This is a genomic window from Chitinophaga niabensis (assembly GCF_900129465.1).
GTDB lineage: Bacteria > Bacteroidota > Bacteroidia > Chitinophagales > Chitinophagaceae > Chitinophaga > Chitinophaga niabensis.
Map to the genome: position 1 here is coordinate 240,818 of NZ_FSRA01000002.1, position 17,526 is coordinate 258,343.

The following is a 17,526-nucleotide window of genomic DNA, read 5'->3' on the forward strand; positions in this document are numbered from 1 at the left end:
CTAAGCTATACAAGGAATATACACTTCAAACACGGCACCTTCATTTAACTGGCCTTTGGCCTGGATAAAGCCCTGGTGGTTCTGGATGATCTTTTTGCAGATAGCCAGCCCTACACCCGAGCCGCTGTAATCAGACTGGGTATGCAGCCGTTGAAAGAGATCAAATATTTTTACCCCGTAAGAAGGATCGAAGCCGATCCCGTTATCTTCAAAGGATATCTTATGGAAGCAGGCGTTTTTCTGCTCAGATGCAGGGAAAGGTACTGAAGTCAATTTCTCCGCGCTGATCTTAATATGCGGGGCACGATCAGGATGGCGGTATTTTAATGAATTATTGAGGAGGTTATCAAACAATTGTGAAAATTGAAAAGGAACGACTTGCACGACGGGCAGTGTACCCACTTCTATCACTGCATCATTATTTTCGATGGTTTCCCGGTTGGCAGCAATCACTTCCTTCACAAGCTCATTGAGGTCTACTGCCTCCTGGTTCTGGGAAATGGAGGAAGCTTTAGAGTAACTGAGCAGATCTTCTATCAGGCTCTTCATGCGGGCCGCGGCCTGTATAGACCTTCCAAGATAATCTTTCATTTTCTCCGGTAACTGCCCGGAATGTTCATAAATATAATCGCTATAGAACTGGATCTTCCTTAAAGGTTCCTTCATATCATGCGCGGCGATATAAGCAAACTGTTCTAACTCCCTGTTCTGGAATTCGAGTTCTTTTGCATATTGGTTGATCCTGTCTTCCGCACGTTTCTTATCTGTGAGGTCACGGGTTACTTTGGAGAAGCCGATCACATTATTATCCGCATCATGCAAGGCCGTGATCACAATGCTTCCCCAGAAACGGGTGCCATCCTTTCTTATCCGCCATCCTTCCTGTACTGCCTTTCCTGTTCTGTGGGCTTCATTGATCAGTTTCTGCGGCAGGCCACTTTCCCTGTCTTCCGGTAAATAGAACAATTGAAAGCTCTTCCCGATTATTTCAAAATCTTTATATCCTTTTATTTTTTCAGCACCGCGGTTCCAGTTCTGAATAATGCCAGACTTATCCATCAGCAGGATCGCATAATCGTCCACTTCCTCGATCATCTTATGATATTGCTCTTCACTCCTTTTCAGGTCCATCGCTTTTTCATCAGACCCTGTCTCAGCTATAGACCGGTACATTTTTTCGCTTTCCCGCAAAGCAGTAATATCTACCGTAAAACAACGGGTATGGATAAACTCCCCGTTCACCCTGAAAACATTGGAATGAATATGCACCGTTTTTATCCCTCCATCCTTACGACGAAGCTGCGCTTCATACATATGTAATGTTTCATTCCTCGTCAACCGCTCCAGTATATCATTGATCACTTCCCTGCTCTCATGGAACTCTGAAATATGATGACCGATATATTCTTCTTTTTCATAACCCAGCAGGTCCAGTTCAGCCTGGTTGGCCCACAGGATGATGCCGTTGGCGTCCACCCAATGCAAACCAATGGCGGCATTCTCCACGTAATCCTGTAATTCTTCTTTCCAGGGCATTTCCTGGTAAGAATTCACCATGCCTTTAACGGCCCCCTGCTTATCTACAATAGGGGCTATATTGATCCTGACCATAACCCTTTGTCCCCCAGGCCTTTCCATTACCAGGTCCCAGTCTTTTCTTGGTAATCCATCCATGAGGCACGCTGCCATGGGGGTTTCCTCATGGGGCAGGTATTTGCCATCCGGGTAGTAAAACATATGGGCACCGCAAAACCGTTCCCCAGATTGTGGTATTCTTCCCCACAAACTGGTAGCCTGGCTATTATACTTTTTAATAATACCCTGGGCATCGCAAACACAAACCCCCACCGGCAAAAGTTCAAGAAACTGTGCTGGAATGTTCTCTGTATCGGCCACCATGGTATCTAAAGGGACATTATTCGATTCCGGATCCATATGCAGAAATTAAGAAATATTCGGCTGCTACAACGTAGTGGAAGCCTCCTTTCTCTTAATGGTTGATCAAAGGGTATGCCACTCGTTTATTTCCCGGCTCCCTGGATCACCCCCAGCAAAGACTTCTCTCCCTGTGCATCCTGTTTCAATTCCCATATCATTACACCCCCGGCCTTTTGCTGCTTCGCAAAAACTACTTTCTCCCGGATAGAGGAGATCCCATTATAATAGATCTTCCCTCCACCATTCACACGCACACTGTCTGAATTTTCTGCACCGGGGTATTGCGCAATGATCTCACTGTAATGCATACTCTCCGGTGCATTGGCACCAAAACCATATCCATAAAATGGAAGCCCCACCAGTAAACGCTCCGCAGGAATGCCCCGGGTGCTGTGATAATAATTGAAGTCTGCAACCGCCATGGAAACGGGAGAGTGCGGACCGGGACGGGAAGGGTTCCAGGGCCCCGTTTTGTCGTAGGACATGATGTTGATGAAATCGAACTGTTGCAGCGTAACATCATTGATCTTATTGGAATTCCAGGAGGCCAGCGCAGCTGTCATCAGTTTTTTCTTTGGCTTCAGCGCAGCAGCCAGTTCACTGATAAAAGTGGCATACTGTGCATTGATCAGATCATTTTCGAGATCTACATCCACCCCGTCGAAATTAAAGGTTTCTGCCAATGCTACCAGTTTAGAGATCAGCATCGCACGTTTATCATCCTTTAAAAGTTCGCCGATATGTGCAGGCGCCCCACCTCCGCCAATGGAAAAGAAAACACGCACCTGTTGACTGTGCGCCTTATCAATAGCTTTGCGTACATTTTCATTTACGGAGAAATTACCAGCTGCATCCGGGTTAAAAAAGGCCAGGTTCAGATCAGTGATCTTAGCAAGATCAATCGTTTCAATAGCGGTATGCCAGTTATTATTGCTGTGCAGATAGCCCAGCACACGGAATTTCGGTGCCTGTGCTTCGGCTTTCTTTTTGGTACAGGATAATAAAATAACAGCTAACAACAGAAAACAGGAAAGAAATTTAAACCTCTTCATAGATTGAAAGAATTAAACATGAACTAAAGAGGTTAAGAGAGCAGGATAAAAATAATCCTTCTCTTTTTCAATTCCAAATAGATGTCTCAGATTCTTATCTGCAATTGTACGTATACCAGGTTACGGGAATAGTTAGTGGTAAGAGGAATGTCTTTTTTGAACAGGTCGATAGTAACGCCCATTTGCAATGCTGCATAGAAATTATCCGCGAAGATAAAGGAGACGTTGGGAACAATGGTCTGCCGGGGATTACTGTTTTCATCAAAATATTCATACCGTGCGGAAAGCTCCATGGCCCTTACACGCGGCCGGTGATACTCATACCGTAAAGTGGGAAAGAAATAAAACCCCTTCATCCTGTATTGGCTGATAGCCGGCTTAGGGTTTAAGGTATCCGCATTATAGGCAATGAAATTAGTGCCTGATTTATATTCTCCCATCAGCAGCAGTTTCCATTTCCGCGACAAACTGATCCGTGTGGAGGCATCAATACCATACGCATTCCCGATAGCACTTCTCCCCAGGCTGCCGGTGCCTGCATTCACACCTACCGTGAGATCATTCACCGGTGAAGCTTCTATACGGGCATACAGGTTCTTGGTATCATCATCGTCTGTACTTTCATTCCTGTTATTCCCGTTATATACGCCTGCATAATACCTTACATTACCTTGTGCATTGATATCCCCAAAAACAGAAAGCCCCACCTGGAAGCTCTGCCAGCCGTTCTTTCCAAAAGCATAATACTGGTTGGAGAAATCCACCGTGCGGATGATGTCTACCGGCATAATATCCTCTATACCCATAAAAGGCCGGAACTGCCCGGCTTGTACATTAAAATGTTTGTTCAGCGAATATTTGATAAAAGCATTCTCCAGTACTTTGTTGGCAGGATTGCCGGAGAAGTCTGCAAAGTTAGCCAGGATATTGGCAGAGAAGTGATCATTGATATTTGCCTTTACCATGATCCGCGCACGTTTTACAAGAAAAGAATTATGGGTGCCTTTATCAGCAGCGGGGTCATAGTGTTTACCGTTCACATCCACATGCCGGGTAAGGGAAGCCACGTACCGTGTTTGCAATACACCGGCAAAGCTCAGGGAACGTTTATAAGCGGAAAAGTTAGTGATGGTATCTGCTGCTGAAAGGGAGGTTTCATCTACCTGCTGCGCGTAGGCAGGCAAAGAGCAGGCAATGGCGAGCAAAAGTAATAGCGGCTTCATACAGCAAAAAACAAATCCGGTGTAAATTTTGTTCTTTTGTACTTAGAATTAAATCAACAAACATGGAAAAGAGAACATTGGGTGGTACAGGTATCCAGATAGCGCCACTCGTTTTTGGCGGTAATGTTTTTGGATGGACGGCTGATGAACCAACCTCCTTCCGTTTACTCGATGCATTCACGGATGCAGGGTTCAATGGAATTGATACGTCTGATAATTATACGGCTTGGATACCTGGCAATACCGGCGGAGATTCTGAGAGAGTGATCGGCAAATGGCTGAAGCAAACCGGCAAGCGGGATAAAGTGGTCATTGCCACCAAAGTGGGGGGTAAGTTCAGCGAAGAAAAGAAAGGTCTGAAAAAAGCATACATCCTTCAATCCATTGAAGATTCTCTTACACGCCTGCAAACAGATCATATCGATCTGTACCAGACACACTACGATGATCCGGAAACACCCATAGAAGAAACACTCGAAGCATACGCAGAAATAGTAAGGTCAGGAAAGGTACGTGCCATCGGTACTTCCAACATGACGGTGGAGCGACTGGCTGAATCCCTCAGCATCAGTAAACAGAAAGGTTTCCCTGCCTATCAATCCCTGCAGCCGGAATACAACCTGATGGAAAGGGAAAAATATGAAACACAATATGCTCCTTTTGTAAAAGAACACAACATCGGCGTGATCCCCTACTTTGCGCTCGCCAGTGGTTTCCTGACCGGTAAATACCGTAACGAAAAAGACCTGGAAGGCAGCAGCCGCACCAAATATGTGGCCCGCTACCTGAATGAAAAAGGATTTAAGGTACTGAAAGCGCTGGATGAAGTGGCCGCAGAATACAACAGCAAACCCGGCACTATAGCCATCGCATGGGTGATGGCGCAACCGGGCATTACAGCACCTATTGCCAGCGCCAGCAGTATGGCGCAGTTTGATGATCTTATAGCAGCAGCCTCCGTAAAACTGGATGCAAAAGCTTTGGACCTGCTGAATACAGTGAGTGCTTACTAAAATAAAAGCGGTCAGATGGATACAGCATCTGACCGCTTTATTATTTTGAAAAAGCTACCGCGTTTTCGCCGCAGTTTTCAACCGCTGCAATTCTGCAGCCATCTCTTTCACCTTTTCCGGGTACTGCGCAGCAATATTATCCTTCTCCCCGATATCTTTCCCCAGGTCATACAACTGCGGCATTTCATCATTCCCCGGTTCAATATTCACCAGTTCCATCAACTTCTTTCCTTTGGATGGTGTAATGTATTTAAAGTTCCCCTGTACTAAAGACAATGATCCTCCCTGTAACACTAACCAGGAACGTCCTTTGGGTGTACGTCCCAATAAAGCGTCCAGCATATTGAAACTATCCGGTGCATCATCTTCACCGAGTGCCTGCCCTGTTAATTTTGCAAAAGAAGCAAACAGGTCTACCTGGCACATCAGCGCATCTGAAGTTTGACCTGCTTTCACCACACCCGGCCAGGAAACGATCCATGGCACACGGGTACCTCCTTCAAAAGCACTGTACTTACCTCCCCGCAATGGGCCCGCAGGCTGATGACCATTTTGCAAGGTCACCGCTTCATCCTGGTAACCATCATCCAGCACAGGGCCATTATCGCTGGAGAAAATGATCAGGGTATTTTTATCTATTCCAAGGTCTCGCAATTTTTGTGTGATCCGGCCTACCGTCCAATCCATCTGCAAAATAGCATCTCCCCTGTAACCCAGGCCGCTCTTACCTTTGAATACAGTAGCCGGCATACGGGGAACGTGAATGTCGCTCAGCGCAAAATAAAGGAAGAAAGGTTTTTGCCGGTTCTCTTCAATAAACCGTTCTGCTCTTTCCGTAAATGCATACGCCAGTTCCTCATCCGTCCAGCGGGCTTTGTTACCTCCTTTCATATAACCGATCCGGCCGATACCATTCACAATTGTATTGTCGTGCCCATGGTCCGGGGAGGATTTCATTTTCAGTAATTCAGGATGCTCCTTGCCCGTAGGATCATTTCCCACTTTTTGTTGATAATTCACTTCTATCGGGTCATTCTTATCCAGCCCAAGCACGGTATGATTTTCTACAAAAACAGTCGGTACCCGGTCTGCCGTGGCAGGAAAACAAAAGGAATAATCAAAACCCACTTCATTGGGGCCTGGCTTAATGGAACCGTTCCAGTCAATTTCATTTCCGTCTCCCAGGCCCAGGTGCCATTTTCCCACCAGTGCGGTCTGGTAGCCGCCTTTTTTCATCACAGTGGCGAGGGAGGGTTTATCTGTTGGAATGATCATAACGGCATTGCCGGGTAAAACACCTGTTCCCGCTTTCCGCCAGGGATATTTACCGGTCAACAGTGCAAACCGGGAAGGTGTGCAGGTGGCAGAAGTGGTGTGCCCATTGGTGAAACGCAGTCCCTCTTTGGCCAACCGGTCAATGTTCGGGGTCCGTACTTTTGTAGCGCCGTAACAACCCAGGTCTCCATACCCCAGATCGTCTGCATAAATAATGATCACATTTGGTTTTTTCTGTGCAAACAGGTACTGGCTGTTGAGGGCAACCAGCGTCATAAAGAGTAACTTTTTCATTCGGTGAATATTTAAGAGCATTGCAATCTTACGGCTAAAAAATTATTTATTCAGCTAAAACTGCCGCAGGCTATTTTTTCTCCGGTTTTTTGTTTAAATTAACAGTAATGCGTTATCCTCAATAAAAGCCCTTATAGACATATATTTATTTCGTAATGTTTCGCGAATTGAACTTTTCTGATTTTAAAATTGTAGTTTCACTTGGCGATTGAATGACCTGATTTATGTTAAACACACCCACCATACTACTGATTGATGATGATATTGATGATCAGGAGATCTTCACTTCCGCTCTTGCGTTCATCGATAATGCGATTGCTTGTAAGATTGCACCCAATGGCTATGAAGGCATTATGCAGTTAAATGATTCGGAAGCACTGCCGGACCTGATCTTCCTTGATCTTAATATGCCCGTAATGAACGGCATCCAGTTCCTTCGGGAAGTAAAAGCAGCACATAAGGCAAAAGATGTACCCGTTATTATTTTCTCTACCGCTTCGGACATCAAAACAATTGAAGAGGCAAAACAATTAGGGGCACACGATTTTATCACAAAACCGGAGAAATTCTCAGAACTGGTAGGCCTGTTACATGGCCTATTATTTCCTGCTACCCGTTAAAGTATCTGATATCATGGCATCAACTCCAACGCAAGCTCCTTTCAAATTCATGGAAGGGGGTGGCGAATTAGGAGCGTTGATCCGTTCCTATAACTGGGCCGCTACTTCCATTGGCACACCAGACCAATGGCCGCAAAGTTTACGTACCGCCCTGAGTATCGTATTGAATTCCCGCTTCCCCATGTTCCTCTGGTGGGGAAAAGATATGATCCAGTTCTATAACGACGCTTACCGCCCCAGCCTGGGAAAAGAAGGAAAACATCCGCTTGCCGTAGGGCAAAAGGGAGAAGAATGCTGGCCCGAAATATGGCACATCATTAAACCACAGATAGACCAGGTATGGGCTGGCGGATCTACCTGGAATGAAGATCTGCTGGTACCCATTTACCGCAATGGAGAACTGGAAGAGGTTTACTGGACCTTCAGCTACAGCCCCGTGAAAGATGAAACGGGGAAAGTAGGCGGCATCCTGGTGGTTTGCCACGAAACAACAGAAAAAAGAAAGGCCGGGATCCAGATAGAAATAGCCGAATCAAGGTACCGCCAGCTGATAGAAAGTTTACCTGTTGCCATTTTCACTATTGATATAAATGGCTTCATTAACCTCTACAATAAAGCAGCTGCAGAATTATGGGGCAGGGAACCGCGTATCGGGAAAGATAAATGGAATGGTGCACACAAGATGTTCTTAACAGACGGAACAGCCATTATGCATGAGAACGGCCCCATGGCCAAAGCCCTCCGCGAAAACCGGCAGATCAGCCTGGAAATGCTGATACAACAGCCGGATGGGAAAATGAAACATGTGATCTCACACCCGGAACCTATCTATGATCACGAAGGAAATGTTACCGGGGCCATGAACGTATTAATAGACATCACCAGCCTGAAAGAAGCAGAACATGCATTACGTGCCAGCGAAGAATTGCTGGAAAAAAGAGTGCATGAAAGAACTGCTGAAATAAAAAGCGCCAACTTCAGCCTGCAACGCAGCAATGCAGAGCTGGAACAGTTTGCTTATATCACCAGTCACGATCTGCAGGAACCTTTGCGCAAGATCAGGACCTTCACGGAAATGCTGGAAGCAAGCCTGGGTTCTATTTCCTCTAAATCAAAAGGTTACCTGGATAAGATCACCGCCTCTTCTACCCGTATGAGGAAACTGATCAAGGACGTGCTGCATTATTCCCGTTTGATCACACCGGACCAGATCTTTACAAAGGTAGATCTGCATGCAGCGATCTGGCAGGTGGTGGATGATTTTGAACTGACCATCCGCGAAAAGAATGTAAAGATCAGTATACAACAGCTCCCCGTCATAGAAGCGAACCCGTTGCAGATCAATCAGCTCTTCAGCAACCTGCTCGGTAATGCCCTGAAGTTTAATATAAGTGAAGCGCCGGAGATAACTATTTCTGCTACTTTGTTAGATACGGGTACCCAAACCTTACCGGAAGGGTTAAATCCTTCTCTCTCCTACTGCCTGCTTGAATTCAAGGACAATGGTATTGGATTTGACCAGCAATATGCAGAGCAGATCTTCACTATCTTTCAACGCCTGCATACCAAACAGCAATATGCAGGAACAGGTATTGGTCTTGCACTTTGTAAAAAAATAGTACTGAACCATCATGGCAGTATCACCGCTCATTCTGAAAATGGAGAGGGTGCAACGTTTACGATCATTCTTCCTTTGAAGCAATTGCAGCTGTAGGGAAGCAGGGGTGTTTTTTTTGTAAAAAATACTTACAGCTGCTTTTCCGCATAAAATACCTGTAGCTATTTTTTCTGCAAAGCATCCCTGCAACTACAACGCATCCGGCCAGGCCACCGGCTTCCCGGTCAAAGTATGCACGGGCATCACCACTTTCCTTTCTTTCATATATGCCGTGAGTTCCTTCGCCAGCACTTTCACCATCGCTGGTTGCTCCGCCGCCAGATCATGCATTTCCCCGATATCTGTTTTCAGATCATACAGCGATAACTTTTCATTTCGCTGATCATAGATCAGCTTCCAGTTACCTTTCCGGAGAGCGGAAAAGTAATGCAGGCCGGGGCCTTCATTTGGTATCCAGCGATGCGGATAATGCCATACTAAAACACGTTCTGCCTGTTTAACATTTGCATCTTTCAACACCGGTAAAAAACTTCTCCCATCTGTTTTCTGCACCAGCCGCGCCTTTGAAGCATGCGCTATTTCCAGCAGCGTAGGAAAGAAATCTTCAATGATCACCGGTGTTCCTGTTACACTGCCCGCTTTGATCACAGCAGGCCAGCTAACGATCATCGGCTCCCGGATACCTCCTTCATGCACAGACCCTTTTCCTGCTTTCAACGGAAGGTTTTGCGTATGCGCAGGTTTCATACGCGGCGGGGCAAGACTTAACCCTCCATTATCCGACATGAACAGGATGATCGTATTTTCCGTTAACTGTTTTTCATCCAGGTAGTTCATGATATCACCCAGGCTTTTATCCATTCCTTCTATCAGCGAAGCATATTTCGCTTCCGCCGGCTCCAGCCCTTTATCTATGTAATACTGGTAAAACCGTTTATCTGCTTCCAATGGAACATGCACGGCATACTGCGCCATGTACAGGAAGAAAGGTTTACGTGTTTTATCCAGCGCAGCCAATGCTTTCCGGGTGAGCGCTTCCGTCAGGAACACATCCGTATTATAAAACTCCTCCAGCCCCGGAACACCGTGAGACTTATTCGCCGCACCATATTGTTTCTCCGGTAAATAGCTCGCAGGATGCCCTGCTGCATGGCCGGCAATATTCACATCGTAACCTACCTGCAAAGGATCTGCACCCGGTGTACCATTAGATGCATAGTGCGCTTTCCCGCAATGAATGGTATAATAACCAGCCTTTTGTAAAACGGCCGGTAAAGGAGTGGCATATATTGTATGCGGGATACCAGGCACAGCGCTCAGGCCATTCCAGTTCCAGTCTTTCTGCATAATGGTACTGTCAGGATAATCAGAGCGTTGATCCTTTTCATAATTCGTCCAGTTACTGACCTTGTGCCTCGTAACATTCATACCCGTCATCAGGCTTACACGTGTGGGTGTGCAAACGGGTGTGGCATAAGCATTAGTGAACTTCATCCCCCGTTTTGCCAACCGTTCCATATTGGGTGTACGATAACGTTTATTCAGCTCCGTTAGTTGCGTCCAGAAAGGTTCACTGGTATCCTGCCAGCCCATGTCGTCTACCAGGAACATAACAATATTGGGAGGGTCCTGGGCCTTTACCTGCGGGCTTAGGAACAGCACCAACAGGCTTAAAATCCCTTTTTTGCTTATCATACGAACAATGTTTACAATTACACAATATAGAAAATTTATCCCTATCTGCTAGTAAGCAATCTGAATCACATTACACATAAAAAGTATGTATTATATTCTTTTATGGGTGCTACCAGCATATGTGAAGGAATCATACATTTACAATAGAACATCTGACCTAACTATGCTGCCAGAGCAACCGCAACGAGGGTAATTACGTAATATCCCTGGCTCAAATACATCTGCATGAGGCACATCCTGTTGCTTTTCTTTTTGGGAGCATCGCTCACCCTGAAAGCCGACCACATTACCGGCGGGGAGATGTATTATACATTCACCGGTATGTCCGGCAATCTTTACAATTACACCGTTACCTTAAAACAGTTCAGGAGTTGCGGAACGGCCAACCGGCAGTTCGCCAATCCTACCTACATAGGCATTTTTAACCGGGCAACAGGCGAGCGCATACAAGACCGGCAGGAACAGCTCACCGGTGAAGAACAGATCAGTACTACCAGTAATGATCCCTGTATTACCCGTCCGCCGTTCATCTGTTATTATGTGGGTACCTGGGTATTTAATATTTCCTTACCTGCTTCGCCGGATGGTTATATCCTCACTTCGCAGGTTACCAATCGTGTGGATGGCATCAACAATCTCTCCTTTGGTTATGGCAGGATCGGGGCTACTTACACCTGTGAAATTCCGGGTAGTGCCTTTGCCAATAATCACAGCGCTAAATTCGTGGGAGACGACCTGGTGACCATCTGTGCAGAGAACTCTTTCTCCTATAGTTTTGCGGCTACGGATGGAGACGGAGACCGGTTACGTTACTTCTTCTGCGAAGCTTACCTTACTGCCGGTTACTCTGGTGGAGGAGGTGGTGGTGGCGGAGGTGGCGGACCCATTGGAGGCAATAACAGCCAGCCCCCTGTACCCCCGCCTTATTACTCAGTACCTTATGGCGATGGCTTTAGTGGTGGCAGCCCTTTAGGCAATCGGGTTTCCATTAATCCCAATACCGGTTTGATCACAGGTATTGCACCGGGTGTGGGTATCTATGTGGTAACAGTATGCGTGCAGGAAATACGTAATGGTGTAGCCATTGCTACGCAACGGAAAGACCTGCAGATAAATATTACCGGTTGTACGGTAGCCGCAGCATCGCTTTTACCGGAATACATGTTATGCGGCAATAGCCAGCAGCTAAGTGTTGCCAATCAATCTACCAGCCCGCTGATCGTGTCCTGGTTCTGGGAATTTAAGAACAGCGCAGGTACGGTGGTTTACAACTCTAACAATAATATTGCAGACTACACATTTCCCGTGCCTGGTACCTATACCATCAAGCTGGCTACCAACAGGGGTTTTCAATGTCCTGATTCTACAGATGCACAGGTATATGTATACCCCGGATTTGAACCCCGTTTTTCTGCAGCCGGCGCCTGCATCAACAAACCTGTTCTCTTCACGGACCAAACCACTTCCAGGTATGGCATTACTAATTTCTGGGATTGGGATTTTGGAGAGCCCTCCGCGCAAACGGACTTCTCCAATGATCGAAATCCTTCTTATACTTATCCTACCAATGGCCTCAAGAATGTACGCCTCATTGTGCATAATACTGTAGGTTGCAAGGATACGCTCTATGATCCGATGGAGATCCTGGACAAACCTCCCATCGCACTTTCTTTCCGCGATACACTTATCTGCCCGCCTGATCAATTGCAATTACAGGCTACCGGCACGGGTATTTTCACCTGGTCGCCCACCACTAATATGACGGGTGCCAATACACCTATACCAAGGGTAAGCCCTGTCAGGGATACAAAATATTATGTAGACCTTGATCAGGACGGTTGCCTGAATCGTGATTCTGTGATGATCCGTACGGTGGACCGTGTGAGTTTAAGTTTACCGGCAGACACGGTGATCTGCCAGGGTGATCCTATTGTGTTAAGGCCACAATCCAATGGCCTGCGTTACACCTGGACGCCTGCACAGAACCTGAATGATGCCACGCTCAAAAACCCTTTGGCCACAACTACCAATAATACCATGTATAGTGTTACAGCAACGATCAGTGGCTGTACGGCCACTGATCAGATGCTGGTATCCACAGTACCTTATCCGCGCGCATTTGCAGGAGCAGATACGGTCATCTGTTTTGATACCTTTGCGCAATTACATGCATTGACAGACGGAACTTTTTATACCTGGCAAACTACAGATGCCGGCGGCGTTCCCCTTTCCCTTGATCCTACTGTAAAGCCTAAATTAACGGCTGCCTATGTTTTCTCGGCATTTGATACAAAAGGTTGTCCTAAACCCGGAAAAGATACAGTAGTAGTAACCGTGTTGCCTAAGATCAATGCATTTGCAGGAAGGGATACCGCAGTTGTATTAGGCCAGCCATTACAATTAAATGCTTCAGGCGGCGTGCAGTATACCTGGTCTCCCGCAACAGGATTATCTTCTACCACTATTCCCAACCCGCTGGCATTATACAACAGACCCGTAACAGGATTACGTTATAAAGTGCTGGTACAGGATATTGCCGGATGTGCGGATTCCGCTTTCATGAATGTGAAAGTATACAATACCATGCCGCAGGTTTTTGTTCCTACTGCCTTCACGCCAAACGGAGACGGTGTGAATGATCAGCTGCGCCCCATTGCAGCAGGCATCAGGAACATCGAATACTTTATGGTGTATACCCGCTGGGGAGAACTTGTATACCGTGGTACACAAAGTGGCAAAGGATGGGATGGCCGCATCAACGGAAGGATGCAAACCTCCGGAGTATATGTATGGCAGGTAAAAGCAGTGGATTATCTCGGTTTGGATTTCTTCCTCACCGGTACTGCCACCTTATTGCGGTAAAGGTCCCCAGAATGCATCCTCCGCTGCAAGATCTGTAGCAAATGCTTCCACAGCTACTATCTGCCCATTCTCTACCGTATATACGTCTATATTATCCGTATCCAGCCTTAAGCCATCCTTTTCTGCTTTAAAACGTAACAGGCAGGCTACTTTATTTCCCAACACTGCTACGGCTTTGATCTCAGCCAGTGCAAATGTATCCTGCGAAGCTTCAAACATTCCTCCTACCATTTGAAACACTTCTGCAGCAGAATGTTTCAAACCGGAAAAACGATTATTACCCGGCACATTCCATTTTACTTCCGGATGAAGGAGGCTGCCTATCTTTTCAAGGTTCACTTGTTGTACAGCAGCTAAAAATTCTTTGACGATCGTTTCCATGTTTTTAATTTTTTGATAACACAAAGCTAGGCCGGTACACTTCCATGGTACTTATCTTCACACGACAAACAATTACCATTTCGCGACAAGCCCTTTTTGCAATAACTTTAACATATGGAAGACCAACAGAAAAGAATGGCATTGAGCCTGCTGGCATATGCTGCGCAAAGGGATGTGCAACCGCAGCAACTATGCAAACTGGCAGGTATTCAGCTGGAAGAATTAAAGAAACCATCAGGAGAAACGCTTAGTGCCACGCAGATGAATAATCTATGGACCAATGCAGGGCAGCTTACCAATGATCCCCTCTTTGGCCTGCACTTTGGAGAATCCCTGCAAATAGCTGCACTGGGTATGGTGGGAGAGATCATCAAAAGCAGCGGCACAGTAGGAGAAGCCATCACACACGCCGCAGCACTTTCACATCTTGTTACAGACCTTTTCAGGATGGAAGTAACATCTCCCGGCAAAACATTCACCATCAATTATATTTCACTCACGGATGCAACACCTTCTTTTTCATTCCTGCAGCTGATGGATTTTTTTATGGTCTTCACCGTTCATGAACTGGATGGGCTGCTGCTGCAAAAGATCCAGCCCAAAGCTGTACGTTATCCTTATGTGGTATCCAACATCGCAGAATATGAAAGGGTACTGCGTTGCAGGCCTGTAAAACGAACTGGTGAATATGCTCTGGAGTTCGATAAAAAATACTGGGATGAACCTATCCTCTCCGCAAATTATGAACTGCAAAGCCTGTTATTGAAAAAAGTACAGGCCTTACCGGAACAGGCAGCAGGCACACAATCGTTACAGGCAAGGATCTACAATTACCTGCTCACCAATGCCTACCTCGGCATTATTTCACTGGAGCAGATGGCAGCGAATTTTAATATCAGCCCCCGCAGCCTGCAACGTAAATTAAAAGAAGAAGGTGTGAAATACCAGGACATTGCAGATGCCGTGCGCAAGTCCCTCGCCATGCATTACATGGCTTCCGGCAACTACCCGCTGAAAGAGGTTTCGTATATGCTGGGGTATAATGAATTAAGTGCATTTACACGTGCTTTTAAAAGGTGGACAGGAGACACACCGGGTAGTTATCAGCACAATTAATGGTTATTGATAGGTCGGAACAGGCTGTGTATCCGCAGGAACTGTCAGCCTCCGCTTTTTTGTTATATTTGGATACAAACCTGGCTTATATGCGTATCCTGACCCTTATATGCGGCTGCCTCCTGCTGGCAACCGCCACTTATGCCCAAAGCTCCTTCCGCCTCAGCCCAAACTTAAACATCAGGGATACTGCCGCAATCCGGGAAGAATTAAACCGCCTGGCAGACAGCATATTTGCATTCTGCCAGGCCAAAAATTATCTTATAAGTCTCCCCCTCAGTGCATCCCTTGTTAAACACCGTTATGCAGAAGCACAACAATCTTTAAAAAAATTTCCGCAATGGCCGAAAGGTGTCAGATCATTATCTGCCCTTAACCTGTTGCAGGAGCTGGCAGCCTGGCCGGGTAAAGAAAAAGAAATACTGGAGGAACGCATCAAAACTGTGCAGAAAGATTTCAGGCCGGATGTGATCAGCAGCCTGAAAGGAAGTTGCCAGCCGGAATATGCCAGCCTGCTCCGCCATAATATTTTCCTCTGCCTGGAAATGGCACAGCAATACAAACAGGACCTCAACTTCAGTAACGTAACAGAGCTGTTGCAATACCAGGCCATCCAGGACTTCCTGGATAAAAACCATCCTGTTCTCCAGGAAACTTTACACCAGCTGGAACCGACCCAATTTAAAAAAATAGTGGCCCGTATTCCCATGCGTGATGGTGTACATCTGAATGCTTTCATTTTCCAGGATGCAGATGCGATGGAAAGACAACCTGCTATTATCAGTCTCAGTCCTTATCCTTATGGAAGAGAAGCAGAAAGAGGAAATATCTGGGCACTGCATGGCTATAATTATGTGTATGTAGATAATCGTGGCAGGCGTACTTCCGAAGGAGAAAACTTCCCTTATGAAAAAGATGCGCAGGATTATTACGATATCATAGAATGGGTGAGCCAGCAACGCTGGTGTAATGGAAAAGTAGGTACCACAGGCGGCTCTTATCTTGGATTTGCACAATGGCAAAGCATTCGTAAAGAATACCGCCATCCTGCCCTTAAAGCAGTGAATCCTGCGGTAGCCGTAGGGTTTGGTGTTGACTTTCCCCGTAATGCCAATATGTTCACACCATATATGCTACGCTGGGCAGAGTTTGTAAGCGGCACAGAAAATAACGGCCCGAAGTTCATGGACGAAAATTTCTGGTATGCAAAAGAAATGGAGATGTACCGCCATCATGTTCCATTCGCACAATTTGATTCTCTCGCGGGCCTGCCCAATCCTTTCTTTCGTAAATGGGTATCACATCCTGACTATGATGATTACTGGCAGGGTATTATGCCTAATGAAGAAGATTACGCCACACTGGACCTCCCCATCCTCACCATAACAGGTTATTATGACGATGATCAGAATGGCGCCATGTTCTATTATAATAACCATCACCGTTATGGAGGAGCAGCTGCACAGCAAAACCATCAACTGCTTATTGGCCCTTTTGACCATGCCGGTTCCCAATGGATGGCCAATCCCATGCAGTCCGCAAGGACCATTGAGAAAGAAGCACAGATAGCGCCCTACAGATATATGATCTCCTGGTTCAACTGGATCCTGAAGGGTGCGGCTAAACCATCCTGGATGAAGAACAAGATCACTTATTTTGCTACCGGTACCGGCCAATGGAAAGGCACTACCTCTTTTGCAGATCTTACAAAAGACAGCCTAAGGTTCTACCTCACCAATACTAAAAAACTACTGGCACAAATACCGGATACCCAACAAATCCTCACTTACCGGCACGACATTACTTCCCTGCTGGATTCCGGTAAAGCTTATCAAAGTATACTGGCAGACAGGAAAGATCAGCGTAGCAGCTATTTCCCGCACACCATCCTTTTTGAAACAGAACCACTGGCACGTGATATTCAACTGGCAGACCGGATCAGCGCAGAACTTTACATCCGACTGAACGTACCGGATGCCGATTTCTCTATTAATTTCTATGAGATAACAAAAGATAATATGCGGGTATACCTGGGCACCTCAGCTATCCGCTGCCGTTATCGTTTCGGCGGAGATCAACCCAAACTGATGCCCCTGAACAGTATAGAAAAACTAGCCTTCAACAATGCTTACATCTATCTGAAAAAGATCCGGAAAGGCAGCAGGGTCCGTATGGAATTTGGCAGCTCCAACAGCCCCTCCATAGAAAAGAATTACGGGTTTGGCGGAATTGTGGCACAGGAATCTACCCGGTCACCACGGTTTATTGAAGCCACTATTATCACAGATAAAGATCATCCCAGCAGCATCAAACTTCCCATTACCGACTAAGAAGGCACACATACATGTTTGCGTATAACATTCTCTTTTTGAGAGCATAACCCGATTTCCTATTTTTACGTATATTAATAATAAGAGTCGCGCCCCGTAGTACACCAAA

At 46.2% G+C, this 17,526-nt stretch carries 12 protein-coding genes; 6 read left to right on the top strand and 6 right to left on the bottom strand.

The features are described 5' to 3' along the window. From BUR42_RS29375 to BUR42_RS17880, 3 genes are all read right to left on the bottom strand, one after another. Positions 1-1,935, bottom strand: coding sequence for a PAS domain-containing sensor histidine kinase (locus tag BUR42_RS29375; protein ID WP_084185683.1), 1,935 nt, complete (start codon positions 1,933-1,935; stop codon positions 1-3). Between the two features lie 86 nt (positions 1,936-2,021). After that, a complete protein-coding gene (locus BUR42_RS17875) occupies positions 2,022-2,990 on the bottom strand; it encodes a glycosyl hydrolase family 18 protein (RefSeq protein ID WP_074240802.1) in 969 nt (322 codons plus the stop codon). Between the two features lie 86 nt (positions 2,991-3,076). Further along, positions 3,077-4,213: a porin gene (locus tag BUR42_RS17880; RefSeq protein WP_074240803.1), complete on the bottom strand. Its 1,137-nt coding sequence runs from the start codon at positions 4,211-4,213 to the stop codon at positions 3,077-3,079. 62 nt (positions 4,214-4,275) lie between these two features. Here BUR42_RS17880 and BUR42_RS17885 point away from each other — a divergent pair, with 62 nt between their 5' ends. After that, positions 4,276-5,226 carry an aldo/keto reductase gene (locus BUR42_RS17885; RefSeq protein WP_074240804.1) on the top strand — a complete coding sequence of 317 codons (951 nt, stop codon included), beginning with the start codon at positions 4,276-4,278 and terminating at the stop codon, positions 5,224-5,226. 54 nt (positions 5,227-5,280) lie between these two features. On the opposite strand, the gene BUR42_RS17890 is transcribed toward BUR42_RS17885, so the two are convergent. Beyond that, positions 5,281-6,795: a sulfatase family protein gene (locus BUR42_RS17890; protein ID WP_074240805.1), complete on the bottom strand. Its 1,515-nt coding sequence runs from the start codon at positions 6,793-6,795 to the stop codon at positions 5,281-5,283. Positions 6,796-7,019: 224 nt separating this feature from the next. Here BUR42_RS17890 and BUR42_RS17895 point away from each other — a divergent pair, with 224 nt between their 5' ends. Continuing rightward, complete coding sequence (locus BUR42_RS17895) at positions 7,020-7,415, top strand: response regulator (protein WP_074240806.1); 396 nt, start codon at positions 7,020-7,022, stop codon at positions 7,413-7,415. A gap of 13 nt (positions 7,416-7,428) precedes the next feature. Then, the gene (locus BUR42_RS17900) at positions 7,429-9,129 is read left to right on the top strand and encodes a PAS domain-containing sensor histidine kinase (protein WP_074240807.1); all 1,701 of its coding nucleotides are present in this window, start codon (positions 7,429-7,431) and stop codon (positions 9,127-9,129) included. Positions 9,130-9,222: 93 nt separating this feature from the next. Here BUR42_RS17900 and BUR42_RS17905 read toward each other — a convergent pair whose 3' ends face one another. Next, positions 9,223-10,728: a sulfatase gene (locus tag BUR42_RS17905; protein WP_074240808.1), complete on the bottom strand. Its 1,506-nt coding sequence runs from the start codon at positions 10,726-10,728 to the stop codon at positions 9,223-9,225. Positions 10,729-10,953: 225 nt separating this feature from the next. On the opposite strand from BUR42_RS17905, the gene BUR42_RS17910 reads away from it, so the two are divergent. Beyond that, the gene (locus tag BUR42_RS17910; protein ID WP_074240809.1) at positions 10,954-13,590 is read left to right on the top strand and encodes a T9SS type B sorting domain-containing protein; all 2,637 of its coding nucleotides are present in this window, start codon (positions 10,954-10,956) and stop codon (positions 13,588-13,590) included. Here the strand turns inward: BUR42_RS17910 and BUR42_RS17915 are convergent. Then, on the bottom strand, positions 13,579-13,971 hold the full coding sequence (locus BUR42_RS17915) for a nuclear transport factor 2 family protein (protein ID WP_074240810.1): 393 nt from the start codon (positions 13,969-13,971) through the stop codon (positions 13,579-13,581). The two genes, BUR42_RS17910 and BUR42_RS17915, sit on opposite strands and share 12 nt — an antisense overlap. Positions 13,972-14,085: 114 nt before the next feature. Between BUR42_RS17915 and BUR42_RS17920 the strand changes: the two genes are divergently transcribed. Beyond that, the gene (locus BUR42_RS17920; RefSeq protein ID WP_074240811.1) at positions 14,086-15,087 is read left to right on the top strand and encodes an AraC family transcriptional regulator; all 1,002 of its coding nucleotides are present in this window, start codon (positions 14,086-14,088) and stop codon (positions 15,085-15,087) included. Positions 15,088-15,176: 89 nt separating this feature from the next. After that, positions 15,177-17,417, top strand: a complete 2,241-nt coding sequence (locus tag BUR42_RS17925) for a CocE/NonD family hydrolase (RefSeq protein WP_159442300.1) — start codon at positions 15,177-15,179, stop codon at positions 17,415-17,417. The last annotated feature ends 109 nt before the right edge of the window (positions 17,418-17,526 follow it).